At 32.0% G+C, this 25,671-nt stretch carries 28 protein-coding genes; 14 read left to right on the top strand and 14 right to left on the bottom strand.

Features of this window, described 5'->3' with window-relative positions; all coding sequences use genetic code 11:
- Positions 1–6: 6 nt before the first annotated feature.
- Positions 7–843 (top strand): tRNA-modifying protein YgfZ, encoded by an 837-nt coding sequence (locus JJ844_05110; GenBank protein ID MBO6975056.1) that lies wholly within the window; start codon positions 7–9, stop codon positions 841–843.
- Here JJ844_05110 and JJ844_05115 read toward each other — a convergent pair.
- Positions 829–2,244, bottom strand: coding sequence for a TM0106 family RecB-like putative nuclease (locus tag JJ844_05115; protein ID MBO6975057.1), 1,416 nt, complete (start codon positions 2,242–2,244; stop codon positions 829–831). The genes JJ844_05110 and JJ844_05115 overlap by 15 nt on opposite strands.
- A 79-nt stretch (positions 2,245–2,323) precedes the next feature.
- Between JJ844_05115 and JJ844_05120 the strand changes: the two genes are divergently transcribed.
- Both JJ844_05120 and rdgB read left to right on the top strand, forming a co-directional pair.
- On the top strand, positions 2,324–3,778 hold the full coding sequence (locus tag JJ844_05120) for a phosphoglucomutase/phosphomannomutase family protein (protein ID MBO6975058.1): 1,455 nt from the start codon (positions 2,324–2,326) through the stop codon (positions 3,776–3,778).
- A 2-nt stretch (positions 3,779–3,780) separates the two neighbouring features.
- Positions 3,781–4,356, top strand: a complete 576-nt coding sequence (gene rdgB / locus JJ844_05125; protein MBO6975059.1) for an RdgB/HAM1 family non-canonical purine NTP pyrophosphatase — start codon at positions 3,781–3,783, stop codon at positions 4,354–4,356.
- Positions 4,357–4,358: 2 nt separating this feature from the next.
- On the opposite strand, the gene JJ844_05130 is transcribed toward rdgB, so the two are convergent.
- The 3 genes from JJ844_05130 to fabI all read right to left on the bottom strand — a co-directional run bounded on the left by JJ844_05130 (position 4,359) and on the right by fabI (position 7,325).
- Positions 4,359–5,843, bottom strand: a complete 1,485-nt coding sequence (locus JJ844_05130; protein MBO6975060.1) for a carotenoid oxygenase family protein — start codon at positions 5,841–5,843, stop codon at positions 4,359–4,361.
- 67 nt (positions 5,844–5,910) lie between these two features.
- A complete protein-coding gene (gene hisB, locus JJ844_05135; protein MBO6975061.1) occupies positions 5,911–6,522 on the bottom strand; it encodes an imidazoleglycerol-phosphate dehydratase HisB in 612 nt (203 codons plus the stop codon).
- 20 nt (positions 6,523–6,542) lie between these two features.
- Positions 6,543–7,325 (bottom strand): enoyl-ACP reductase FabI, encoded by a 783-nt coding sequence (fabI, locus tag JJ844_05140; protein ID MBO6975062.1) that lies wholly within the window; start codon positions 7,323–7,325, stop codon positions 6,543–6,545.
- Between the two features lie 105 nt (positions 7,326–7,430).
- Here fabI and JJ844_05145 point away from each other — a divergent pair, with 105 nt between their 5' ends.
- Complete coding sequence (locus JJ844_05145; protein ID MBO6975063.1) at positions 7,431–8,024, top strand: thioredoxin family protein; 594 nt, start codon at positions 7,431–7,433, stop codon at positions 8,022–8,024.
- Between the two features lie 52 nt (positions 8,025–8,076).
- Complete coding sequence (locus JJ844_05150; GenBank protein ID MBO6975064.1) at positions 8,077–9,282, top strand: DegT/DnrJ/EryC1/StrS family aminotransferase; 1,206 nt, start codon at positions 8,077–8,079, stop codon at positions 9,280–9,282.
- Here the strand turns inward: JJ844_05150 and JJ844_05155 are convergent.
- From JJ844_05155 to folK, 3 genes are read right to left on the bottom strand one after another with little or no spacing between them, the layout of a single operon-like run.
- Positions 9,267–10,700: a deoxyribodipyrimidine photo-lyase gene (locus JJ844_05155; protein MBO6975065.1), complete on the bottom strand. Its 1,434-nt coding sequence runs from the start codon at positions 10,698–10,700 to the stop codon at positions 9,267–9,269. The two genes, JJ844_05150 and JJ844_05155, sit on opposite strands and share 16 nt — an antisense overlap.
- Positions 10,697–11,260 carry an NUDIX hydrolase gene (locus JJ844_05160; GenBank protein ID MBO6975066.1) on the bottom strand — a complete coding sequence of 188 codons (564 nt, stop codon included), beginning with the start codon at positions 11,258–11,260 and terminating at the stop codon, positions 10,697–10,699. The genes JJ844_05155 and JJ844_05160 overlap by 4 nt, the downstream gene beginning before the upstream one ends.
- Before the next feature lie 51 nt (positions 11,261–11,311).
- Positions 11,312–11,875, bottom strand: a complete 564-nt coding sequence (folK, locus tag JJ844_05165) for a 2-amino-4-hydroxy-6-hydroxymethyldihydropteridine diphosphokinase (protein MBO6975067.1) — start codon at positions 11,873–11,875, stop codon at positions 11,312–11,314.
- A 48-nt stretch (positions 11,876–11,923) separates the two neighbouring features.
- Here folK and bchD point away from each other — a divergent pair, with 48 nt between their 5' ends.
- On the top strand, positions 11,924–14,107 hold the full coding sequence (gene bchD, locus JJ844_05170) for a magnesium chelatase ATPase subunit D (protein MBO6975068.1): 2,184 nt from the start codon (positions 11,924–11,926) through the stop codon (positions 14,105–14,107).
- A gap of 6 nt (positions 14,108–14,113) precedes the next feature.
- Here bchD and JJ844_05175 read toward each other — a convergent pair whose 3' ends face one another.
- Both JJ844_05175 and JJ844_05180 read right to left on the bottom strand, forming a co-directional pair.
- Positions 14,114–14,959: an MCE family protein gene (locus JJ844_05175; protein MBO6975069.1), complete on the bottom strand. Its 846-nt coding sequence runs from the start codon at positions 14,957–14,959 to the stop codon at positions 14,114–14,116.
- A gap of 5 nt (positions 14,960–14,964) precedes the next feature.
- Positions 14,965–15,750: an ATP-binding cassette domain-containing protein gene (locus JJ844_05180; GenBank protein MBO6975070.1), complete on the bottom strand. Its 786-nt coding sequence runs from the start codon at positions 15,748–15,750 to the stop codon at positions 14,965–14,967.
- Between the two features lie 132 nt (positions 15,751–15,882).
- Between JJ844_05180 and JJ844_05185 the strand changes: the two genes are divergently transcribed.
- A complete protein-coding gene (locus JJ844_05185; GenBank protein ID MBO6975071.1) occupies positions 15,883–17,265 on the top strand; it encodes a YvcK family protein in 1,383 nt (460 codons plus the stop codon).
- Here the strand turns inward: JJ844_05185 and JJ844_05190 are convergent, their stop codons facing one another.
- The 3 genes from JJ844_05190 to JJ844_05200 are packed head-to-tail and all read right to left on the bottom strand — an operon-like array spanning position 17,266 to position 18,897.
- Positions 17,266–17,796, bottom strand: coding sequence for an NAD(P)H-quinone oxidoreductase subunit J (locus JJ844_05190; GenBank protein MBO6975072.1), 531 nt, complete (start codon positions 17,794–17,796; stop codon positions 17,266–17,268).
- On the bottom strand, positions 17,796–18,503 hold the full coding sequence (locus tag JJ844_05195) for an NADH dehydrogenase subunit K (protein MBO6975073.1): 708 nt from the start codon (positions 18,501–18,503) through the stop codon (positions 17,796–17,798). Before JJ844_05195 ends, JJ844_05190 begins: the two co-directional genes overlap by 1 nt.
- Before the next feature lie 31 nt (positions 18,504–18,534).
- Positions 18,535–18,897 (bottom strand): NAD(P)H-quinone oxidoreductase subunit 3, encoded by a 363-nt coding sequence (locus JJ844_05200; protein ID MBO6975074.1) that lies wholly within the window; start codon positions 18,895–18,897, stop codon positions 18,535–18,537.
- A 77-nt stretch (positions 18,898–18,974) separates the two neighbouring features.
- Here JJ844_05200 and JJ844_05205 point away from each other — a divergent pair, with 77 nt between their 5' ends.
- The 6 genes from JJ844_05205 to JJ844_05230 all read left to right on the top strand — a co-directional run bounded on the left by JJ844_05205 (position 18,975) and on the right by JJ844_05230 (position 21,301).
- Positions 18,975–19,403: a rubredoxin gene (locus tag JJ844_05205; GenBank protein MBO6975075.1), complete on the top strand. Its 429-nt coding sequence runs from the start codon at positions 18,975–18,977 to the stop codon at positions 19,401–19,403.
- Positions 19,404–19,412: 9 nt separating this feature from the next.
- Positions 19,413–20,429 carry a photosynthesis system II assembly factor Ycf48 gene (locus JJ844_05210; protein ID MBO6975076.1) on the top strand — a complete coding sequence of 339 codons (1,017 nt, stop codon included), beginning with the start codon at positions 19,413–19,415 and terminating at the stop codon, positions 20,427–20,429.
- 136 nt (positions 20,430–20,565) lie between these two features.
- Complete coding sequence (locus tag JJ844_05215) at positions 20,566–20,814, top strand: cytochrome b559 subunit alpha (GenBank protein MBO6975077.1); 249 nt, start codon at positions 20,566–20,568, stop codon at positions 20,812–20,814.
- Positions 20,815–20,816: 2 nt separating this feature from the next.
- Positions 20,817–20,963, top strand: a complete 147-nt coding sequence (locus tag JJ844_05220; GenBank protein MBO6975078.1) for a cytochrome b559 subunit beta — start codon at positions 20,817–20,819, stop codon at positions 20,961–20,963.
- 11 nt (positions 20,964–20,974) lie between these two features.
- On the top strand, positions 20,975–21,094 hold the full coding sequence (locus JJ844_05225) for a photosystem II reaction center protein L (protein ID MBO6975079.1): 120 nt from the start codon (positions 20,975–20,977) through the stop codon (positions 21,092–21,094).
- 9 nt (positions 21,095–21,103) lie between these two features.
- Complete coding sequence (locus JJ844_05230; GenBank protein ID MBO6975080.1) at positions 21,104–21,301, top strand: photosystem II reaction center protein J; 198 nt, start codon at positions 21,104–21,106, stop codon at positions 21,299–21,301.
- Positions 21,302–21,343: 42 nt separating this feature from the next.
- Here the strand turns inward: JJ844_05230 and mtnP are convergent, their stop codons facing one another.
- Complete coding sequence (gene mtnP / locus JJ844_05235; protein MBO6975081.1) at positions 21,344–22,237, bottom strand: S-methyl-5'-thioadenosine phosphorylase; 894 nt, start codon at positions 22,235–22,237, stop codon at positions 21,344–21,346.
- A 10-nt stretch (positions 22,238–22,247) separates the two neighbouring features.
- Between mtnP and selD the strand changes: the two genes are divergently transcribed.
- The gene (gene selD / locus JJ844_05240) at positions 22,248–24,419 is read left to right on the top strand and encodes a selenide, water dikinase SelD (protein MBO6975082.1); all 2,172 of its coding nucleotides are present in this window, start codon (positions 22,248–22,250) and stop codon (positions 24,417–24,419) included.
- Here selD and JJ844_05245 read toward each other — a convergent pair whose 3' ends face one another.
- Positions 24,420–25,667 carry a CCA tRNA nucleotidyltransferase gene (locus JJ844_05245; protein MBO6975083.1) on the bottom strand — a complete coding sequence of 416 codons (1,248 nt, stop codon included), beginning with the start codon at positions 25,665–25,667 and terminating at the stop codon, positions 24,420–24,422. It abuts the gene before it with no gap.
- Positions 25,668–25,671 lie beyond the last annotated feature (4 nt).

Genomic DNA, 25,671 nt, shown 5'->3' on the forward strand with positions numbered 1-25,671 from the left:
TTCAAAATGCAAGATATAAAAAAAAAGTTTTGGCTTGAAAAATTTGATTGTTTTTCTATTACTGGAAAAGATGCCAGAAAATTTTTGAATGGAATAACAACTGGTAATATTCTTGATTCAGAAAATAAAGTTATCAAAACTTGTTGGTTAAATCCAAATGGGGTTCTAAGGGCATTAATTGAAATTATTTTTTTAGAAAGAAACTTAGAAGTAATTATCTTGGCGGGTAACACTAATGAAATAATTGATTTCTTTAATCTAATTATTTTTCCAGCGGACGATGTCCTTCTAAGTGAACCTTTCTTTGTAAATAGAATTCAGGAAATTGATGAATCTAGTTCATGGAGAACTTACAAGCCTATTTTCTTCAAAACAGAAGATGAAGAATTTGAAATATATAAAAATAAACTAAATTTACTAAATCCCAATGATTTAAAACTTTGGAAAATTAATCAGGCAATACCCTCATTAGAAATGGAAATAAACGGAAAAAATAATCCTCTTGAGCTTGGATTACAAGATCTTATAGATTTTAATAAAGGTTGTTATTTAGGACAAGAAACAATGTCCAAAATAAAAAATGTTTCTTCTTTAAAACAGGAAATAAGAATTTGGCAATCGTTTGAATCTAATTTGAATTTAGACGTAGAAGATAAAAATTTATATATAAATTCTGTCAAGGATATTTCTGTAGGCAAAATCACTAGTTTTTTTAAATCAGATTCTCAAATAAAAGGGTTAGCAATGATAAAAAGAAAATACTTAGAGGAAGGAAGTTATTTTTTTTCAGAAATTTTTGGAAAAATTATTATTAATAAATCTGTAGGATCAATTTTTCTTTAATTGATTTTTGATTAAATATTCTGCAATTTGTAGAGTAGCCAAACAATCATCTTTATTATATTCGATAATTTTTTTTAAAAATATTTCGTTTTCTGTAATTTGATATTGGATCCACCAATAAAGAGCTTTCGAGCCACTCACATTTTTCTGCATCCATTCAAATCCAAGCCAATTAGAAACAGTTTTTAAACTATAGTTTTTTAGCGGTAATATCCAAGACTTTCGTATTAAGGTATGTAAGTCTATAAATCTTGAGGCAAGTGAATCAATTTCTTCAAAACTAAAATTTAGGTTTTTAGCAATATTAATTATTGCTATCTTTTCAGTTTCTCCATAATGTAAAACTGGCCATTCCTTCTGTGAAGAAAGGATTTCAATAATTGTCATGTAAGATTCTCCTTTGTTGTTGAGATTTAAAATTGGTTTATAGATAAGATCTTCTTTTTTTGTAAATAAATTATTTATTTTTAAAAAACCATATAAAAAGTCATGCTTTTCATCTGGATTTGACTCAATATCAAATATATAAAATCCCGAACATGTTTTTTCTAGTAAATCGTTAGTATCATTTTTATTGGAAATGCGATATGGTTTCCCAGAAATATAAGCTTGTGCTTGCTTTACAAATAAGGACGCTTTTTCATGTTTTTGATCATTGAATTTAGATAATTTCTCTCCAAGTAGTTTTTCGCTATAAGAAGCTAATGTTTGGATATTAGATATTCGATTTTTTATGAGTAATATGGCCGTTTTGGATCCTATTCCATCTATATCTGTTAGATATCCATTTTCTTTTGCTTCTTTGTCACAAAATTTTTGCCATGAACAAATAGTACATTTTTTCCTATCTTGAGTTATTTCTGGCATAAATCCCTCCAAGCATTCATTCAAATTTAGAAAAACATTCAAAACTTTTTTTCTTAATTTTTTATTTAAATAGATTTCTTCAACATTAACCTTTTTATTACTACTTGAAATTACTAATCCTTTCTCAATTTTAGATTCTTGAAAAGATTCCAACAGCATAGAACTAAAAGCTAAGTCGAATAAATGTTCTTTAGTGGTTTTGTGGCCTAACTTATAAACAGCAGGTAAATATTTATATTTTCCCCATATACTTTTACCTTTAGTCTTTACAAGTAATTGTGGACGTATCTCTGCGTTAATATTTTGGATAAGATTCCCTTTGATTTTAAATCCAATTACCCCTTGATAGCCATTTTCACAGGCTTTTAATCCTGTGTATATTTCACTATTACAAAATTCAGAGAAAATTTGAAACTGATTAATTTTTTCTATAGCTTTATGAGGAGACCAAACTTCATAAGATTTTTTACCCTTAAAATCTAGCCATGCTTTTCTTTTGCATCTTGTAAAACTTTTTAAATGAAGAGAATTCAAATTATTTTTAAGGGCGGTTTTAAAATTTACTCATATAAATTAGTATAGATAATTAGAATAAATCAAGGAAATTTTAAATTTGACAGCTGACAAATTAGATAAGATAAAATTTGGAACTGATGGGTGGAGAGGAATTATTGGATTTGATTTTAATTTATCCAACCTTTCGAGAGTTGTTGTTGCTTCATGCCAGGAGTTGCATTATCAATACTATAAAGAAGTTAATTCAAAGAAAATTATTATTGGATATGATCGTAGATTTATGGCTTGTGAATTTGCCAAGCAAATAGTACCTTTTGTAAGAGGATGTGGTTTAGAACCGCTCTTATCTAATAGCTTTGTTACAACTCCCTCTTGTAGTTTCTATGCCAAAGAATTCAGATGTCTTGGAGCATTAGTAATTACAGCAAGTCATAATCCATATAATTGGCTAGGTCTGAAAATAAAGAGCTTTAACGGATGTTCTGTTGACGAATCTTTTACAAGTGAAATTGAAAAAAGATTAATGCTTGGAAATTCAATTGAAAAAGTAGATGGTGCTAATCAATTGGTAGATATTAAGAAATTTCATTTAGATAGAATAAAATCCCATTTTGATATTGACTTTATTTCCAGTAGATTGAAAAAAATGAAATTGAGAATTTTTGTAGATTCTATGCATGGTTCAGCTGCAAATTGTATGGCTGAGATTTTTGCTTCTAATGATCTAGAAGTTCTTTCAGAAATCAGGAAAGATTCTGATCCTTTTTTTGGAGGAAAACCTCCTGAACCTCTTTTAAATTATGTAGATGATCTAAATCAAATACTAAGGAAAAATTCAGCAAATGAAGAGAAAACTCTAGGAATTATATTTGATGGTGATGGTGACAGAATCGCGGCAATTGATGAAAAAGGAAGATACTCTAGCACTCAAGATTTAATCCCATACTTTATTAGCTATTTGGGCGAAATTAAAAATAATTCTTATCCAGTTTTAAAGACTGTTAGTGGTTCAGATATTATTAAGAATATTTCAGAGAGTCAAAATAGAGATGTTTTTGAACTTCCAGTTGGCTTTAAATATATTGCTGAAAAAATGATTAAAGAGAAAATATTTATTGGAGGAGAAGAATCTGGGGGAGTTGGTTTTGGTGACTTTATGCCTGAAAGAGATGCTGTATATGCAGCGATGGTTTTATTAAATGGAATTGCTGAAAAATCTCAATATTTATATGAAACCTTAGATGAAATTCAAGAAGATTTTGGACCAAGTTTTTATAAAAGAATTGATATTAAATTTCTAAATCAGTCAAAAAAAAATAACGTAAAAGAATTTATAATAAATAATATTCCTGAGAAGATTAATAATCACAAGTTAAAAAGTATCTCAAAGATTGATGGAATAAAGTTGAGAATTGATAAAAATTTTTGGCTTCTTTTTAGGTTTTCAGGAACGGAACCTCTATTAAGGTTATATTGTGAAGCACCAAAAGAATCTTATTTAGATGAGTTATTAGATTGGGGTCAAGTATTTATAAATTTGGCAGGAAAATAAGGATGAAAAATTTATATTTAGCGAGTAAGAATAAAGGTAAAATTGAAGAATATAAGAAATTACTTGCTGGAGTTAATTGTAAATTATTACTTCAGCCAGAATCATTAGAAGTTGAAGAGGATGGACTGACATTTAGAGATAATGCAATTAAAAAAGCGAGTGAAGTTTCGAGAAAAACAAATAATTTCTCAATAGCAGATGATTCAGGAATTTGTATCGAAGCACTAGATGGGAAGCCTGGCATTTACTCATCTAGATATGCAGAAAATGATCAGAAGAGAATTGAACGGGTTTTAAAAGAACTTGATGGAGTTCAAAACAGAAGTGCTTTCTTTATTGCCAATATTTGTGTTTGTTCACCAAATGGTGAAGTAATTATTGAATCTGAAGCCAAATGTCATGGCAATATTATCTTAAACCCAAGAGGAAAAGGTGGTTTTGGGTATGACCCAATTTTTGAGGAGATTTCTACCAGATTAACTTTCGCAGAAATGAATAATGATATTAAAGACTCTTGTAGTCATAGAGGTAAAGCATTAAAAGAAGTTATTCCAGATTTAATTGAAATTTTTTCTTAAATTCAATTAACCCAAGATCCATGAAGGCCATGAGGAATTGCAATGGGTAATTCATAAACAGCTAATTCTTTTAAGTCTTTTGCGTTTAAGATCACTAAATCGCTTCCTCTTCTTTCTCCGTTCCATAGAAGTATAAATAAAAATCCCTCATCTTCTTTTGAAGAGTTTTCTGATGGAACCATAATTGGTTCACTTACGAATCCACTTGGACCTGCTGACCAATAAGTCTCTTCCTTAGAAGTTAAATTTATTTTTTTTATTGCTTGAAGTGGAGCGTTACCCATCTTTTGAGATGTGCTTGCCATCCAACTAAAAGTTGTTGTTAATCCTAAGTTTTTAGGATTAACAACCGCAAATTCACAACATTGTTCGCTTAAAGTTTCAAGTTCACTAGTTTTTTTCTTTAGATCGATAATTGATCTTTTCAGTTTTCCTTCTGGATATTTATCAAAGTCAATATCCCTAAAATTTTCGTCTGGACCAACTGATGGGAAATCATCATAAAAAATACTATCTAATACGATTTTGGAATCTTTTTCAAATGCATTTACATGATGAAAAACGAATCCTTCTGGAGCATCTATTGTTAACGGTGGTTGACCTCTAAATAATCCACTTTCTCTGGGAATGATAAAAAACTTTGCCTTTTTATTTGGGTTTGACTTTAGACATTGTGCTGCTCCTCTTTGACCCATTACAAATGGAAGAGGATTGAAATCAATAGCATTCTGTAAAAATATTGCCCAATTAGTTGTAATTGCGAAATCATGAAGGAATGCAAAGCCATTAAAGGTATCTTTTCTGTCGAAAATAAGCTCTCCAGAATTTGTACCAGCATTATTAAATTCCATTAATCTAATGGTACTTTTTGGCCCGGTTTGTACTCCAAAAGTGACTAAAAGTTCTGAAGATGCATTTGAGTTTAGGTCTGTTTTGGGATGAGCACTGAACGCTTCGTTAGGCCCGAGTACACCTTTTAATGTTGTTAAACCAATAGTGTCAAGAGTATCAGGATCCAATGCATGTGGACCAGCTGCTTCCCATAATGCGAGAATTTCATCTCCTAATTTAACGACATGAGTATTAGCGATATTCTTAAATTTTAGATCTAATGCATTATTTATAATTCCGCCGCTTTTTTGGGTCCCGAAAACACCTCTATAAATAAATTTATTTATTTTTTCTTCTTCCAGATAACCTTTAGTTTTAACAAATCTATTTGTTAAGAATGGCTGACCATTTTCGAATTTTATGGATGTGATCATACCATCACCATCAAATGGATGATGAACCCATTGTCCTCCTCTCTTTAATATCCCTGGTCCATTTCTTAATAATGTTCCGTTTAAACTTTTAAGAATTTTCCCTCTGCTAATTATTAAAGGCTCATTGGTTAGCTCATTTTCTACATTTTGATACGCACTGGACCAGTCTTCTTTATTAAAACTTTTAATTTTATCAATTTTTTTATCTTGTAAATTAGTCACAACAAAATGATTTCTATATCTATCTTCTCCAAAAATCAACTAAATTGTGGCTGATTTGAAAAAATTCCTATTTTGTTGGATTTTCTAGCATGCCTTTACTGCTTGGAATTGAATCAGTTCTTCTCAGATCTATTTCGGTGGCCATTCTCATTGCTCTTGAAAAAGCTTTAAAGCAAGCCTCAACTATATGATGTGAATTACTACCTCGTATTTGATTAATATGCAGAGTAATACCGCTGTTATTTACAAAAGCAATAAAAAACTCTCTAACTAGTTCAGTATCATAGTTTCCTATTCTAGGAGCTTTTAATTGAAGATCATAAGATAGATGTGGTCTTCCAGAACAGTCTAAAGTGACTTGAACTAATGCTTCATCTAATGGGGCAAAGAAATGTCCAAATCTGCTTATTCCTTTTCTTTCTCCCAAAGCTTTTGAAAATGCTTTACCTAATGCGATTCCAACATCTTCATTTGTATGATGATCATCAATATGGGTATCTCCAATTGCTGTTATTTTTAAATCGAATAAACCATGACTTGATATTTGATGAAGCATATGGTCTAAGAATGGTATTCCGGTATCAATTTCAGAAATTCCATTGCCATCTATGTTTATAAATACAGAAATATCTGTTTCATTCGTTTTTCTTTTTATTTCAGATCGCCTTTGAGATGACATTTTTATGCAAAAAACTTAGTTTACATTCCATTAATGCAGTAACCCGCATCAACATAAATTGTTTGGCCTGAAATGCCGCTAGAGAGATCACTTAATAAAAAAGCAGCAGTATTACCTACTTCTGTTTGAGTGACTGTTCTGCGTAAAGGAGCCTTTTCTTCAACATTGTGAATCATATCTAAAATGCCACCTATAGCAGAACTCGCAAGTGTTCTTATAGGTCCAGCACTTATTGCGTTAACTCTGACTTGTTTTTCGGGACCAAGTTCTGCAGAAAGATATCTTACTGAAGCTTCTAAAGCTGCTTTAGCAACTCCCATCACGTTATAGTTAGGAATCGCCCTTTCTGAACCTAAATAAGTTAATGAGACAACTCCAGCACCATCACTAAAAAGTGGTTTTGCTGCTTTACATAAAGGTGCCAACGAATACGCACTTATATTAAGAGCCCTATCAAAACCCTCTGAAGTGGTAGCACTATAATCTCCAATCAATTCATCGCGTCCTGCAAATGCTAGGCAGTGAACTAATCCGTCAATTTGTCCCCAATTGTCTTTTATATTTTTAAAGATTTCTTCAATTTGAGCTGGATTTTGAACATCAAGAGGCAAAAATAACGATGGGTTTAAAGGTTCAGTTAGTTCTCTAACTTTAGACTCGAATCTTCCCTTATCATCAGGCAAATATGTGATGCCAAGTTCTGCGCCAGCTTTTGAAAGTTGTTGAGCGATACCCCATGCTATTGAACGATTGTTGGCAATCCCCGTAACAAGAATTTTTTTGCCAGTTAGATTTAGAAGCATTTTGTTTATTATTTCTATTATTCTCCTATATAAAAGTACCTATCTTTACGGATTACTGCAAAATATACAATAATTTTCAAATATCAAAGAATTTTTAGCTTGAACATGGTAAGAACAAATTCTATGGTTTTGGAATTAGGTTTTCAATTGCCGAATTTCGAAATGTTAAATGCCAATTCTTCAAAAAATGAATATTTTAATTCTCATAATCTAGATAATCGGCATTTACTTTTAATGTTTATTTGTGCCCATTGCCCATTTGTTAAATATATTGAGAATCAAATTTTCACCTTAAGTAAAGAAATTGAAAATACAGTTCAAACGATTGCAATTTCTAGTAATGATATTGTCACTCATCCTTCAGATTCTCCTAAAAATTTGAGATTACAAGCACAAACACAGGGATGGAGTTTTCCTTATCTATATGATGAAAATCAAAATTTTGCTAAGAAATTAAAAGCGGCTTGCACCCCAGATTTTTATCTTTTTTCAAATAATGGAGATGGTGATTTTTTATTGTATTATCATGGCCAATTAGACGATAGTAGACCAGGTAATAATATCCCTCTATCTGGAAAAGATTTGCGCTCTGCTGTAAAAGATTTGAATCAAGATAATTCTTATCCTTCAAATCAGATGCCTTCTTTAGGTTGCAATATAAAATGGACTCCTGGTAAAGAACCAAGTTGGTTTAAATGAATTAAAAAGTTTTTTACCCATAGAAATATGGTTTAGGGTTAATATATTTACTATGCAGATACCTCCATTTACTTTAAATAGGCAGTACCACGAAATTGGCTCAGAAATTGAGAGTGAGGTTTCTAAAGTTTTAAAGGGGGGGCAGTATATAGGAGGACAAGAAATTTCCAAATTTGAGGAGAGTTTTTCAAATCTGATTGGTGTTGAAAATACTATTGGATGTAATAGTGGAACTGATGCTTTAGTATTAGCTTTGCGCGCATTAGATATTGGTGTGGGTGATGAAGTTATTACCTCATCTTTTAGCTTTTTTGCAACTGCAGAGGCTATTAGTGTTGTTGGTGCTAATCCTGTTTTGGTAGATATAGATCCAGAAACTTATCTCATTAATACTGAACTAATAGAACAAGAAATAAATTCTAATACCAAGGCAATTATGCCAGTTCATTTATTTGGTAATGCAGTGAATATGACCTTAATAAAATCTTTGGCCAAGAAATATGACTTAAAAGTAATTGAAGATTGTGCTCAGGCAACATGCACAATGTGGGAAAATTCTAAAGTTGGTAGTATCGGTGATATAGGCTGTTTTAGCTTTTTTCCTACTAAAAATTTAGGAGCTGCTGGAGATGGTGGAGCAGTAACAACTTCAGATAAGAAGATTGCAAAAAAAATTAGAGAACTGGCTGTTCATGGCAGCCCAATAAGATATCATCATACCCAAATTGGATATAACAGCAGACTTGATACCATTCAAGCTGCCATATTAAACATTAAAATTAAATATATTTCTAAGTGGATTAATAATCGCCAAAAAATTGCTAATAATTACCTTGATTTATTAGAAAAAAATCCATTTATTAGTTTTCCAAAAATTAGCTCTGATTCAATTTCCCATTCTTGGAATCAATTTGTCATCAAGTTAAGAAACGATAAATATTTTTTAAATGAAGATTTTTCAAATTTATTTGATACTGACTGCAAAAAATACTATTCCTTAAGGAATTTGGTAAAACAACAACTTTTTGAAAAAGGTATTAATTCAATTATTTATTATCCAATTCCAATACACGCACAAATAGCTTATAAAAATAAAAAATTTTCTAGAACAAAACTTATTAATACAGAGAGAATTTGTACAGAAGTTCTTAGTCTTCCAATGTTTCCTGAAATTTCTTATGAAGAGCAAGTTTATATAGCAGAAAATTTAAATAAAGTTTTAAAGAATTGTATACAGGAAATTCAAATTTCAGCATAAAGTGATTTAAATAATCTTTGTTGTATGTTGTGATTGACAATAGGGCTTGAATAATTATTTTTTTCTAAATTAGATATCTCCCCATTTAATAATTCTGAATTTGACACTTTAGATAATTCAGGAATCCAATATTTTATATATTCGCAAATCGGATCAAATTTTTTTGCTTGGGTATATGGATTAAAAATTCTAAGTGGTTTTGGATCCATACCGCTACTGGCGCTCCACTGCCATCCCCCATTATTTGCAGCTAAGTCTCCATCAACCAAAGTCTCCATAAATTTTTTCTCGCCCATTTGCCAATTGCATATAAGATCTTTTACCAGAAATGAAGCGACTATCATCCTACATCTGTTATGCATCCAGCCAGTACTATTTAGTTGACGCATTGCAGCATCAACTATAGGTACTCCGGTCTCTCCCTTACTCCAATGCTGAAACCATTCATTATTGTTTTGCCATGGAAAGTGATCCCATTTTTTTCTATATGGACCTTTCTCTAGCTCTGGGAAATGGAATAAGCAATGTTGATAAAATTCACGCCAAACAAGTTCTTTTTGCCAAGTTTCAATTGATAGGTAATTTCCTTGATTTGCAAAATCTGAATTTAAATTTAATGTGGCGTTCCAAATTTTTCTAATGCTGATGGTGCCGAATCTTAGAGATGCACTTAGAAAAGATGTCCCATTATGGGAAGGAAAATCTCGTGCAGAATTATAAGAATATATTTTATTTTCGTTAATGAATTTTTCTAATAATGTTTCTGCAGCATTCTCTCCAGGTCTACATGGACAAATATTCGAACCAGGAAATTTGATATTTTTGATAAATTTCTCTAAAACCGAATCAGATGAATTTATTGTCTTATCTTTGAGTTTATTATCTATATCTTTAAACTGGAAACTAACTTTATCTTGTTCATATGAACCTAATAAATTCATTTTTGATTTAAGGTTTTTGTAAAAAGGTCCATAAACTGAATAAGGATTATTATTCCCTGAAAATATTTTTAAAGGTTCTACTAATAAGTGATCCCAAGTTTCAATAACTTGAATATTTTGTTCCTTTAAAAATTTTTTTATTTGTAAATCGCGATTAATCTCATAAGGTTCAATTGATCTATTCCAAAAAACAAATTTAGCATCTATTCTCTTTGCTAATTGAGGAATTATTAATACCGGATCTCCTTCTTCCATAACTAATCTACTACCCATTTTTTTCCAATTATTTCCTAATTCTTGAAGCGAATTTCCTAGAAACCAAGCTCTTGCACTTGCATTGAAATCGTGTGAGTAATTTTTATCAAATATATAAGTTGAAGTAATAGCATTTGATAATGAAAATGCTTTGATTAAAGCTTGATTATCAAATATTCTTAAATCCTTTCTATGCCAAAAAAGTATTCTAGGATTATTCATAATTTATCTAAAAATTGTTTAGCTCTAAACCAAGCCGTCACAGTTTTTGCGTCAAGAATTTCATCCCCACTAGAAATAAGATTATCTAGTTCGTCTGGGTCTAAAATTAATACTTCTATATCTTCATCTAAATCTCCCTTTACCTCGGAATTGAGTTTGTTTAATTCACGAGCTAAAAATAAATAAATTTCTTCATCTGCATAACCAGGAGCAGGGACAAGAGTTCCTATTTCATCCCATTTGTTTGCACTGAATCCAGTCTCTTCTTGTATTTCTCTTTGAATTGAATTAATAGGTGTTTCACCTATTTCTAATGTACCTGCTGGAAATTCTAGTAAATACCTTGAAACAGCAAATCTATATTGCCGAAGAATGATAACTTTATTGTCTTTTGTAATAGGTACGGCTAATGCTGCCCCAGGATGCTTAATGTATCCATATTCACCTTCATGACCATTTGGAAGCTCAATTCTATTTATTTCGAAACTAAATTTTTTTGACTTTAACTCAGATATCTTTTCTTTAAAAATGGATCTTCTTATAAGGTTTTTATTGCCCATAATTTTTAAATAAAAATACCCTAACAGTTATTTTTTGGTTTTGTAAATTATTCATATAGACCATTTTGGGTCATCAAACTTTTTGATTTTTTGGGTTCTACTTAAGATTTCAGATAGTGGCGTAATAACGAAATTCCGATTCATGAATCTAGGGTGAGGTAATGTTATTTCCTCGTCAACGGTATGAAAATCTTCCCACCAAAGAATATCTAAATCGAGACATCTTGATAGCCATTTCTTACCCTTAGGCGTCTTTTCTCTTCCGAAAAATCTCTCTAACTCTTTTAGCTTTTTTAAAAGTAATTTCGCCTTTTTATTTGATGGTTTTGGAAAACAATTACTTTTTATAAGCAATAGAGCATTTAAATAATTTGGCTGCCCATTCTCAACTCCATGAGGTAATGTCTCATAAATTGAAGACCAAAAAAAGTTTGCATGAAATTTTCTTTTCTCTTCTTTTTGTTTGTTGGAATTATCTCCCCATTCATATATTATTTCTTCTATTTTTGGTTTGCACATTAATAGTGACTCAAGAGGGCTTCCGAATTTACTATCAATATTTGCTCCGAGGGATATACATAGTCCATTTTTGATATTAAGATTTGATAATTCCACTACAAAAAACAAAGTTATTGGATAAATTCTATATCAGGCATTTTTAAATTGATTTTGAACCCCGAGTTACAAGAAAAAGGAGAAATAAAAGATTTGATGAAGTCAAAGGATTCTTTTAGAGCTTTCCCTTTGGCGGCAATTACAGGTCATAGTTTATTGAAGTTATCTTTGCTTTTAGCAGCAGTTGATCCAAGTTTAGGAGGAGTTATTATCGCTGGCGGAAGAGGTACTGGTAAGTCAGTATTAGCTAGGGGTTTGCATACTTTACTCCCTCCTATAGAAGTATTAGATAATGAATTTATACTGGAAAAGCTAACTAAGAGAAATAGTAATACTTCATTGAGACCTATTGGTAGGAACCTGAATCCAGATAAACCAGAAGAATGGGATATTAGTACTAATAAATTGTTGGAGGAGGTAATTGGAAGTGATTATTTGAATCAAATTGAGGAAATTCCAAAAAAAGTAAGAGAGGCTCCATTTATTCAAGTTCCCATTGGCATAACTGAAGACAGGCTTGTTGGATCAATTGACGTTGCTGCATCATTAAGTACTGGGGAACAAGTGTTTCAACCAGGAATTTTAGCAGAGGCTCATAGAGGTGTTCTTTATGTAGACGATATAAATTTATTGGATGATGGAATTGTAAATTTAATTCTTGAAGCCACAGGAAGAGAGAAAAATAATATTGAAAGAGATGGTTTAAGCCTTTCTCATCCTTGTAAGTCACTTTTAATAGCAACTTATAATCCTGAAGAAGGTGCTCTTAGAGATCATGTTTTAGATCGTTTTGCCATCGTGCTTTCCGCTGATCAATCTATTGATAATGCGCAAAGAGTTGAGATTACAAAATCTGTTTTATCGCACGCAGAAAATAACATTAAATTTTCAGAAAAATGGTCTGAAGAATCTGATAATTTATCCACTCAATTAATTTTGGCAAGGCAATGGTTAAAGGATGTCAAGATAACTAAAGAGCAAATAACCTATTTAGTGAATGAAGCTCTTAGAGGAGGAGTAGAAGGGCATAGGTCAGAATTATTTGCAGTAAAAGTAGCAAAGGCTAATGCAGCTCTTCGAGGCGATGAGAATGTAAATTCTGAAGACTTAAAAGTCGCAGTTAGGTTAGTTATTCTCCCACGAGCAATGCAAATTCCTCCAGAAGATGATGATATTCAACCCCCCCCTCCAGAGGACCAGAGTCCCCCACCGCCTCCTCAATCTAACGATGAAGAGTCTGAACCTGAGGCTAATGAAAATGATAATGAGCAAGACCAAGAAAAAGAAGAAGATAATTCTGATGGAGAAGAAGAATCTACTCCAGAAATACCTGAAGAATTCATATTAGATCCTGAAGCATGTATGGTTGATCCTGATTTATTGCTTTTTTCATCAGCTAAAGCAAAAGCAGGCAATAGCGGAAGTAGATCAGTAATATTCAGTGATAGTAGAGGAAGGTATGTGAAACCTATAATTCCAAGAGGTAAAGTTAAAAGAATTGCGGTTGATGCGACTTTGCGAGCTGCAGCTCCTTATCAAAAATCGAGAAGATTAAGGAACCCTAATAAATCAATAGTTATTGAAGAAAATGATTTTAGAGCCAAGCTTCTTCAAAAAAAGGCAGGGGCTTTAGTTATTTTTCTTGTTGACGCTAGTGGTTCTATGGCTCTTAATAGAATGCAAAGTGCAAAAGGTGCTGTAATCAGACTTTTGACTGAGGCATATGAGAATAGAGATGAAGTTGCTCTTATTCCCTTTAGAGGTAATCAGGCAGAAGTGCTTTTGCCTCCTACGAGGTCTATAACCGCAGCAAAAAGAAGACTAGAAACTATGCCTTGCGGAGGTGGATCACCTTTAGCTCATGGATTAACACAATCAGCGAAAGTAGCAAAAAATGCTCTTTCTACTGGAGACATAGGTCAAGTTATCGTTGTTGGGATTACTGATGGAAGAGGGAATGTTCCATTAGGATTATCTTTAGGACAAAATGAAGTTGAAGCAAAAGATAAAGGAAATGAAAATATCGATTTAAAACAAGAGGTTCTTGATATCGCAGCAAAATATCCAATGCTTGGGATAAAACTGTTGATAATTGATACTGAGAGGAAATTTATTGCAAGCGGCTTTGGTAAAGAACTAGCAGAGGCAGCTAAAGGTAAATATGTACAACTACCAAAAGCTTCAGATAAAGCAATCGCATCAATTGCTTTAAACGCTATAAATGAATTCTAATATTACTCATGGATAAATTTCGTTAAAGAATTTTGAAAGTCCAATCACTAAATCTCTTATAGATTTAGTTAATTTTTTATCCTTAATTAATTTGTCAAAATCATTACTCACATAATCTATTTTGCTGGAGATAGATTTTGCAGCATTAATTGTCATTTTGAGATCATTAAGAGTTTCCTCGTCATCTATGGTAGATAAAATGTTGTTCAAATGATTAGAAGCAATTGTAATTTCTTTTATCAAAGGTTCAATTCTTAAGATTTCTTGTTTTGATAAATAAATTAATTCATCAAGATTTTCTTGTGTTTGATCAAATTTGTCGATTGATCTAACGATGTTCTCAATTAGGTTTTCTTGATTTGATTCTTTTAGAAGTTGGCTTATTCTACTTGTTATATTTGAAAGGCTTGATAGTTGTTTCCCAGTGATAATATCTCCCTGACAAATAATTAATTTGGTATCACATTTTTGGGATATAGGCTTTTCTATGTTTTTAGGAATTATTTTTTCGCTAGTTTCTAAAGCTACTTGCACATCTCCTCCGAGGAAAGAATTCGTTACTACCCTTGCAAATGTTGGTCTAGTTAGAATAAGGTCAGGATTTTTCAAAACAATTTTTGCTTTAATTGATTCATTAGTAAATGAGATATCTTCCACTGCTCCTACTAAAATTCCTCTGTAAGTAACTGGAGATCTTTTAGATAGGCCGCTTGCATTATTGAATTCTGCAAATATATGCCAATTTTTTGAAGATATCCTTACGCCTCTAAGCCAGAAAGAAAAAAATGTAAATACTAAAATTCCTCCCAACAAGGAAAATCCAACTATTGAATCTTGTAAGCTTCTACGCATAATTTCTAAATGTCTTTGGGTTGCATTGGACCATCAAGTTTCCCATGCCTAAATTGAAATACATAAGGATCATGACTTTCTTTGAATTCGTTAATAGAACCTGCCCATCTAAATTTACCTCCGTAAAGCATTAAAACTTTATCTGAAGTCCTTTCTATAGTACTCAGAACATGGCTAACCACAATAGATGATCCTTTGGCTTTATCATTTGTTTTATTAATTAAATCTTCAATTCTTGATGAGGCAATAGGATCAAGACCAGCAGTCGGTTCATCAAAAAGTAATAAAGGTTTAGTCTTTTCCTCAATAGTTGGGTCTGTAATTAAAGCTCGAGCAAAACTTACTCTTTTTTGCATTCCTCCGCTTAATTCATTGGGAAGTTTATCCTCAATATTAAATAACCCTACCTCAGCCAAGCATTCACTTACTTTTTCATTAATCAATTTTTTAGATAGTTTTTTATTTCTTTTAAGTTGAAAACCTACATTCTCTTCAATAGTTAAAGATCCTAATAATGCTGGATTTTGAAAAACTAGTCTTACATCAGGAGGATTATTTTGATCAAGTCTTAGATATTTTTGTTTTTCACCAAATATTCTTAATTCTCCTTTGGTAGGTAAAATTAGGCCTGCTAGTATTTTTAAAATAGTTGATTTGCCTGAACCTGATGGACCAACAATAGCTAATTTCTCTCCTTCATTTAGTTCAAAATTTAGTTGATTAAGTACATTAATTTCCCCCCAACTTATCGAGAGGTTTTTTGTCAATACTGCATGCTTTGATTTTTTCAAAACCTAAATTAAAAAAGTCATTTCATTTTACATATTGCCTTTTTTTATAAATAAAAAAAGCATGTATGAATTTGATTTATAATGATTATATGTAGTTTTTAAATTCGAGAAAAATAATTTAAGAGGTTCTTAATGAATAAGCGAAAAAAAATAATAAGAAGATACTATAAGGATTTTAAAAAATCTAATTTTGTTTTAAAGAAAATTTTAAGAATCTTGAGTTGGCTTTTACCAGGATTGGTAATCAAAAGATGGATGATTACATCTGCAGTGGGATTCATTACTTCATTATTAGGCCTTGCAATTTGGGCAAATTTAAGACCTCTTTATTGGCTTATTGAAGTATTTATATGGATAATAAAGAGCTTAACTAGTATCTTGCCTGTTTCACTATTGGGGCCATTAATTTTTGTTGTTGGACTTTTATTAATCGGGATTGGACAAAATAGAAGTATTAATGCTATTCAAAAAGCGCTAGTTCCAGAAAAAAGTACTTTTTTAGTTGATGCATTAAGAGTTAAGAGTAAATTAAATAGAGGCCCCAATATTGTCGCGATTGGCGGTGGTACTGGCTTATCTACTTTATTGAAGGGATTAAAAAACTACAGCAGCAACATCACAGCAATTGTAACTGTCTCCGATGATGGAGGAAGTAGTGGAATTCTAAGAAAGCAATTAGGTGTCCAACCTCCTGGAGATATCAGAAATTGTTTGGCTGCTTTATCAAACGAAGAACCAATTTTAACTAGATTATTTCAATATAGATTTTCAGGAGGAAGTGGACTAGAAGGACATAGTTTTGGAAATCTCTTTTTGTCAGCTTTAACAACAATTACAGGTAGTTTAGAAAAAGCAGTACAAGCTTCTAGTAAGGTTTTAGCAGTACAGGGTCAGGTTTTACCTGCCACCAATGTTGATGTTATGTTATGGGCCGAATTAGAGGATGGTGAAAAAATTTTTGGCGAAAGCAAGATAAGCAAATCAAAAAAATTAATTTCTAGGATTGGTTACTTACCAGAAAATCCCTCGGCACTTCCTAGTGCCCTTGAATCTATAAAAGAAGCTGATTTAATTGTTCTTGGCCCAGGCAGTCTATACACTTCTTTATTGCCAAACTTGCTTGTACCAGAAATAGTTGATGCTTTATTGCAAAGTAATGCGCCGAAAATTTACATAAGTAATTTGATGACTCAGCCTGGAGAAACAGATGGACTTGACGTTTATCAACATATCAAATCAATAGAAAAACAACTATCAAATTTTGGAGTTAATGCTCGAATTTTTAACGCAATCTTATCTCAGATTAAATTTGAAAAGTCACCACTAGTAGAGTATTACGAAAGTAGGGGGGCCGAACCTGTTAAATGTAATAAAGAAAAATTATTATCTGAGGGTTATTATGTTTTGCAGGCACCTCTATATTCAAGAAGAATAACTCCAACTCTTAGACATGATCCTAGAAGACTTGCAAGAGCAGTTATGTTTATCTATCGCAAATTAAAAAAATTAAATTGATTAATAAGCATCCTGCAATTCATAGAAGTCTGGCTGAATATAATCTTTTCTCAATGGCCAACCTCTCCAATCTTCAGGCATTAAGAGCCTTTTCGGATTTGGATGGTCAATAAAATTTATTCCATACATGTCATAAGTTTCTCTTTCTTGCCAATCGCTCCCTTTAAAAATTTTATACAAACTAGGGATTGATAAATCAGAATCTCTTTTTAAAAAGACTTTTAATCTGACTTCTTTAATTTTTTCAATTATTTGTATGTCATCGACAGTTATAAAGTGATAGAAACTTACAAGGTTTTTACCTGGTCCTTCATCATAGCCACCTTGACATTGAAGATAGTTGAAACCGTAATTCTTTAAGGCAGATACTGCTTCATATAATTTGCTAGGTTCCACAGAAATGTTTTCAATTCCTATGTGATCATCAGATAAAGATTGATTTGGAATTCCATCTTTAGACAAAGATTGGCTTATAAACCCTTCTTTTTCTATTGAAGTATCTGAGGATGTGGCTGTACCGTCTTTTTCCATCAATCTTCTACAGGATTAATAATTTCAGTTTTTTCGGTATCTTCAGGTAATTCGGTTATTTTTTCTTTTGTGGAGGGGGTTATTACGTTAGCTGAAGTTTTGTTTAGATATTCACCTGTATTTTCAGAGAAAACGAGATTCATTTCATGATCAGATGTTATGTATCTGTGAGTTTGCTCTGTTTTTGTGCGCTCTAAAATTGATTCATTACCAACTTTTTTTCTTAATTTAATAACAGCATCAAAAATTGCTTCTGGTCTTGGTGGACATCCTGGAAGGTATAAATCAACTGGTATCAATTTATCAACTCCTCTTACAGCAGTTGTAGAATCTGCGCTGAACATTCCGCCTGTGATTGTGCAAGCACCCATGGCAATCACATATTTTGGTTCAGGCATTTGTTCATAAAGTCTTACAAGCGCGGGTGCCATCTTCATTGTTACTGTCCCTGCAACTATTATTAGATCTGCTTGCCGTGGTGAGCTTCTAGGTACTAATCCAAATCTATCAAAATCAAATCTTGATCCAATTAAGGCAGCAAATTCTATAAAACAACAAGCTGTTCCGTATAAGAGAGGCCATAGACTGCTTAGTCTGGCCCAATTATGAAGATCGTCTAAGCTTGTCAATATAATATTTTCGCTTAAATCTGTAGTAACTTGGGGTGCCCCAAGAGGGTTGCAAGTCCCTTCTCGAATTTCTCTTATTGCTTTTGGGGATAATTGTGGGTTCAATTTTTTAACTCCATTCTAAAGCACCTTTTCTCCATGCGTATGCTAAGGCAATAACAAGTATTGCTATGAAGATTAAAGCCTCAATAAAAGCTAATAAGCCTAATCTATTGAAGGCAACAGCCCAAGGATAAAGGAATACTGTCTCAACATCAAATATAACGAAAACCAAGGCAAACATGTAATAACGAATATTAAATTGAATCCATGCTCCCCCAATAGGCTCCATTCCAGATTCATATGTAAGTTTTCTTTCCCCTGTTCTGCCTTTTGGGGCAACGATGAGATTAGTAACTAGAGCTAATACTGGAACAGCTGCGGCAATTAGAAGAAAACCTAAAAAGTATTCATAGCCAGTTAATAAAAACATCTTAAAAAATTAATTTTGAATAAAAGTCGCTTAATTAAGCAAAATCTTTTAAAGTTCTTAAAGAACAATAATAAACCGTGAGTGAAAACATTCAACCAGCCTCTGAGGAAAACAAAATAGTTGAAGACTTTCAGAAAGAAGACCTTTCTGAAAACTCCACAGGAGTAAATGTTGAAAAACCTACTCTTAATTTAGAACAAAATAGATTCGAATGTAGAAGTTGTGGATACATTTATGATCCGTCTGAAGGAAATAAAAAATTAAACATACCTAAAAATACTCCTTTTTCAGAGTTAGATGGGAATACCTTCGCATGCCCTGTTTGTCGAGCTGGTAAAAATTTTTATAAGGATATAGGTCCTAAATCTAAACCTAGTGGTTTTGAAGAAAATTTAGTTTATGGGTTTGGTTTTAATAGTTTACCTCCTGGACAAAAAAACATATTGATTTTTGGAGGTCTGGCGTTTGCGGCTGCAATGTTTCTTTCTTTGTACTCTTTGCATTAATATATACAAATGAAAAAAATTATTACTAGTATTCCCAATCTTCTTTTATCAGTTCTTATTTGTTTTGTATTGAGCAGTTGTTCATCTACAGGAGTAAAGATGAGTGATAGCAGCCCTTGGAAAACAATTCAGTTTGAGGACCAGGCTAATGCTTTAGATGTTGATTTTATAGATGATAAAAATGGATTTTTAGTAGGTTCTAATAGACTTATTATGGAGTCTAATGATGGAGGTGAAACTTGGGAAAAAAGAAATTTAGATTTACCTAGTGAAGAGAACTTTCGTCTTCTAGATATAGATTTTAAAGGGGAAGAGGGATGGTTAATAGGTCAGCCTTCATTAGTTATGCATACACTTGATGCAGGAAAGAATTGGACACGCCTATCTCTTGGTAACAAATTACCAGGCCAACCATTTCTAATAACAACTGTCGATGCTGGTGTTGCAGAATTGGCCACCACTGCAGGTGCTATTTATGAAACATCAGATAGTGGCGAATCATGGAATGCAAAAGTTGTAGATGCATCTGGTTCTGGAGGTGTAAGAGATTTAAGAAGAACCAATAAAGGAGATTATGTCAGTGTAAGCAGTCTAGGTAATTTCTTTTCTACTTTGGAAAATGACAGTGATGCATGGATAGCTCATCAAAGAGCCAGTAGCAAAAGAGTTCAAAGTATTGGTTTTAATCCAGAAGGAAGTTTATGGATGCTTTCTAGAGGCGCAGAAATTAGATTTAATGAAGATACTAATGATCTAGAAAATTGGTCAAAGCCTATTATACCAATTCTTAATGGATACAATTATCTAGACATGGGGTGGGATCCAAATGGTGATATATGGGCTGGCGGGGGTAATGGAACTTTAATAGTAAGTAAAGATCAAGGAAAAACTTGGAATAAAGATCCTATTGCTTCTGAATTGCCTACAAACTACATTAAAATAGTTTTTCTCGATAAGGATGCTTTAGACAATCAAAAAGGATTTGTACTAGGCGAGCGTGGTTATATCCTTAAATGGAATAGCTAATTTTAAATAACTCGAGTTAATAGTAAAAAAAAAATTAATTTTTGAAAGATTTAGCAACTGTCTGTAACCAACCTGTTAATTTCTTCGCGAACTTATGATTTTACACTGTAAGATCATAAGGTAAACATTTGTGATTATGGCCGCAGGTTCAACGGGTGAACGCCCATTCTTTGAAATAATCACCAGTATTAGATACTGGATTATTCATGCAGTAACATTACCAGCTATCTTTATAGCAGGCTTCTTATTTGTATATACAGGCTTAGCCTACGATGCTTTCGGAACTCCTCGTCCAGATAGTTATTTCCAATCATCTGAATCTAAAGCACCTGTCGTAACACAAAGATATGAAGCTAAATCTCAACTAGATTTAAGAACAAAATAACAATGACTAATTCTCAAGCTCCAATGCAGGCTGCGGAAGTCCGCGTTTATCCTATATTTACTGTACGTTGGTTAGCAGTTCACGCTCTAGCTATTCCATCAGTATTCTTTTTAGGTTCCATTGCTGCTATGCAATTCGTAGCCCGATAAATTTAAAAATCATGCAAGTAAACGAAAATCCTAACAAAGTTCCAGTTGAACTTAATCGTACAAGCCTTTATTTAGGCTTACTATCAGTCTTTGTATTGGGAATTTTATTTTCCAGTTACTTTTTCAATTAAATTAAAACTATGAGTAAATTAAAAGGACCTGATGGAAGAATTCCAGATAGACTTCCCGACGGTAGACCAGCAGTTGCATGGGAAAGAAGATGGACTGAAGGAACTCTTCCTCTATGGCTTGTTGCTACAGCAGGTGGAATTGCAGTTATCTTCGTTTTAGGAATATTCTTCTATGGTTCATACCAAGGCGTTGGAGCTGGAGGCTAACAAATCCTTACCTGACCTGCTAATCACTAATATCAAATAAGCCTAATAAGAATCTGTAAATATCCCAAGTTTCTCTTTTGTAAGGCTTGGGATATTTTCTTTTTGGGTTATTAATCCATCTTTTAATGAAAAATGAGACTTGCTTTTTGGTCTTTCTTTTTCAATTAACTTAGCTACTTCAAATATTATTTTATTAGCCACTTCAGTATTTGATTTAAGATTATCCAAAACCATCTCTACAGAAACTTCTTGATGGGTTTGATGCCAGCAATCATAATCAGTAACCATAGATAACGAAGAGTAAGCTATTTCAGCTTCTTTAGCTAATCTTGCTTCTGTGTGGTTAGTCATTCCAATTATTGAACATCCCCAACTTCTATATAAATTAGATTCTGCTCTAGTGGAGAAAGCGGGACCTTCCATTGCTAGATAGGTACCCCCTCTATGCAATTGTCTACCGCCAGGAATATTTTTTTCTCCGATTTCACTTAATATACGTGATAAATTAGTGCAGAAGGGATCTCCCATGGTTACGTGTGCGACTGCTCCCTCGTTAAAGAAGGTTGCAGGTCTATTTTTTGTCCGGTCTATAAATTGATCTGGGACCACTATATCAAGTGGCCTTATCTGTTCTTGTAATGAACCAACCGCTGATGGAGCAATAATCCATCTTACTCCTATTGATCTTAGAGCCCAAATATTAGCTTTGTAAGGGATTTCAGAAGGATTTAATCTATGTGTTCTGCCATGTCTAGGAATGAATGCTATCTCTAGATTCCCAAGATTATATACTTTTATTGAATCAGAAGGTTTACCATAGGGAGTATCGATTTCTAGTTCTCTTAAGTAATCTATTTGATCCATTGAATAAAATCCACTTCCACCAATCACTCCTAATCTTGATTTTTCAATTGGTAATAAATGTTCTTTATTCATAGTGTTGTAAATGACTTTTAATCATCTGGTACTAATTGGAGGAGGACACTCAAATGTTTCTTTATTGAAGAAATGGTTAATGTTTCCGAAATTAATGCCAGAAATTCCTGTTTCAATTATATCCAGAGATTCTCATTTGGTTTATTCGGCAATGTTCCCATCGGTGATTTCAAAATCAATCGCTTTAGAAGAGAGTTTAATTGATATAAAATCTCTAGCAAAAAATGCAAAAGTATCTTTTATAGAAGAAGAAGTAACGGATATTGATTTCAATTTAAAGAAAATTGTTTTAGGTAAAAGACCTTCAGTTAATTATTCGAAGTTGGTGATTAATTATGGAAGTCAAACAATAATTCCAAAAGAATTTGAATCACTAGTTAAAAATCGAAATGCTTTTTCAATTAAACCTTTTTTAAGGGCTTATGAATCAATACTAAAAGAGGACATTTTTGATTCAGTTAATGAACTTCCATTTGTAATTGTTGGAAGTGGCCTTGCTGCAATTGAAGTATCATATGCTTTAAGAAAAAGATGGGGAGATAGAGCTTTAAAACTATTATGTGATTCAAGAAAAATTAATAATAAAATTCTAAAAAGTTTACGGAATTCCAATATTGATTTAGTTGAAAAACTTAATTTTGATCATGGCAAGATTCTGTTATGTACTGGAAATACATCTCCTTTATGGGTACAAAAAAAATTATTAGATTCGGATTCTCATGGCAGAATAATCACCAATCAGAATTTGCAGATAAAAAGTTTCTCTGGAATCTTTGCTGTCGGTGATTGTGCAGTTGTAGGTTCAGCAAAAAGACCAGCATCGGGAGTTTTTGCAGTAAAAGTTGTAAATACATTAGTCCAAAATCTAAAAAAAGATATACAAGGAAGATCATTAAAAAAGTGGTTTCCTCAGAAGATCGGATTGCAAATAGTAAATATATTTCCAAGTCATCATCCAAAGTCTTTTGCTATTTATCGCAATTTTGTTTTTGGCCCTTCTTTTCTTTTTTGGATTTTAAAGTATAAAATTGATCTCAACTTTATTAAAAAGTTCAGATCAAAAAGGTTAATTATGAAAAGTAGTGAAAAAAATATTTCGTTGAATGATTGCAGAGGATGTGCAGCTAAAATTCCTCAGTTTGTTTTGAATAAATCATTAATTAATTCTAATCTAAATTCTTTCGCCTCATCACCTGAAGATTCAGTTGAGATATATCAAAATGGTCAAGATATTATCTTGCAAAGTGTAGATGGATTTCCTGCTTTGGTAAGTGATCCTTGGCTTAATGCAAAAATTACTACTTTGCATGCTTGCTCAGATTTGTGGGCATGCGGAGCAAAACTTTCATCCGCGCAGGCTTTAATTTCATTACCAAAAGTTGAAAGGGAATTTCAGAGTTTCCTCTTTTCTCAATCACTTCAAGGTATTAAATCAACGGTTGAGGATCATGGAGGTGAATTACTTGGAGGCCATACTTTCGAGGCAAGAAGTTTAGTAAATAAACCTTATTCATTAGGAATAGATATTTCTTTAACAGTTCAAGGCATTTTAAAAAATGGAGCAAAACCATGGCTTAAATCTGGAATGAATATTGGAGATATTCTCATGATGTCTAAACCTCTGGGCGTTGGGATTTACTTTGCCGGTCAAATGCAAAATATTAATATGCTAGGTAGTTCTTCTGAAATAATTAATAATTTAGTAGAGAGTCAGCAATATTTGATTGATGAAATTTATCTTTTTCAAAATCAATTTAAAGAATCATTAGTCAATGCTGCGACAGACATTACTGGATATGGATTTATTGGACATCTTAAAGAAATGGTTGAATCATCTAATTTATATAGGCAAAGCAATAATCTTGAGCCACTAAAAGTTTTATTAGATTTATTTGCATTTAAAGCTTATCCTGGAGTATTTGATTTAATAAGAAAAGACGTTAAAAGTACTTTCTTTGAATCTAATAAAGAAATTTTTGACAAAATTTATAAAGTAAATAAGCAGAAAAGAATAATTAATTTTTTAAACGAAAATTCATTAGATCAAAAGACTTTTAACGAGAGAATATCATTACTATTAGATCCTCAAACATGTGGACCCTTGTTGATTAGTTGCAATCGTAAATATGAAAATGTTTTAAAGGATAAATGGTACAAGGTTGGAGAGGTTGTAAAAATGTAATTAATTTCTATTTAATTTGTCAATTTCCAAATATCTTAATCTTTTAATTTCCTTTCCCATCTCCTTCCCTGGGTCCCATCCTTCTTTTTTTAATGTTTCTCCATCTTTTTTTGATTTTATGAATTTGTAAATAAATAACCACTTAAATAATTTACGCCAGTATGGTCCTCCATCACAAATTAATAATTTGACTGTCTCATCATTAAGGTTTTTGTCCTCAATAAATTCTGTCCAACTTGATGGAGAAAAATGATTGAAATTTTTTTGGTTTGTATTTAATATCTTTTTGATGTTTATATAATCTTCTAATATTTTTATCTCAGTATTATTTATCAAAAATCTTTGACATGCTTTTTCTAAATCTTCTGAATCTTTTAATAAGTAAAGTATATGATTCCCTTTTAACTTCTTTATCCAATTTAGTCCTCTTAAAAATCTTTTATCGACTTTAATATTTTCATTTAAGATTGAGATAATTTTCCATTTATGAATTATCGAAATCACATTAGTCAAATTATCGTGTTTGCATATTTCAGCTAGTTCCATCCTTATTCGTATGCCTAGTGCAGGAGGGTAAATCATTTTCTGATGATTTTCTGAACTTTTCCATGGCCATTGTCTAACTGTTTCTTGAGATTGTTTAAGGGAATTATTTGAAATATTGAAATCTAACCTTGAAGCATATTTTGCACATCTAATTAATCTACTTGGATCATCTGAAATACTATTACTATGAAGTAAGTTTAATCTTTTACTTTTTATATCAGAAATCCCTCCATAAGGATCATATATTTTCCTTGTCGAGACCTCGAAGGCTATTGAATTTATAGTGAAATCTCTCCTCTTAAGATCCTCCTCAATAGTACTTTTATTTACTGTGGGATTTAAGCCTGGAGCAGAATAAATTTCTTTTCTTGCAGAAGCAATATCAATTTTATAGTTATTAATATTTATTTCTACAGTGTTGTATAAATTGAATTCCTTGATTAAACATAAATCTACATTTACAATATTTTTTTTTATAAATTTGGCAAGAGAAATAGAGGATCCTTCAATAACAAGATCAATATCTACAGGTTTAGAAAACGATTTTTTGTGGAATTTACTAATTAATAAATCTCTTAAATAACCGCCAACAAAAGCTACTTTAGTATTGTTATTAGATTCTATGTATTTAGCAATTAGGTTATATAGATTAAATGGAGTTTTTATTAATTCACTTTGGATGTAATCAGAGATATCGTTCATGAGT

This window comes from Prochlorococcus marinus CUG1435, from assembly GCA_017644375.1.
Taxonomy (GTDB): Bacteria; Cyanobacteriota; Cyanobacteriia; order PCC-6307; family Cyanobiaceae; genus Prochlorococcus_A; species Prochlorococcus_A marinus_AH.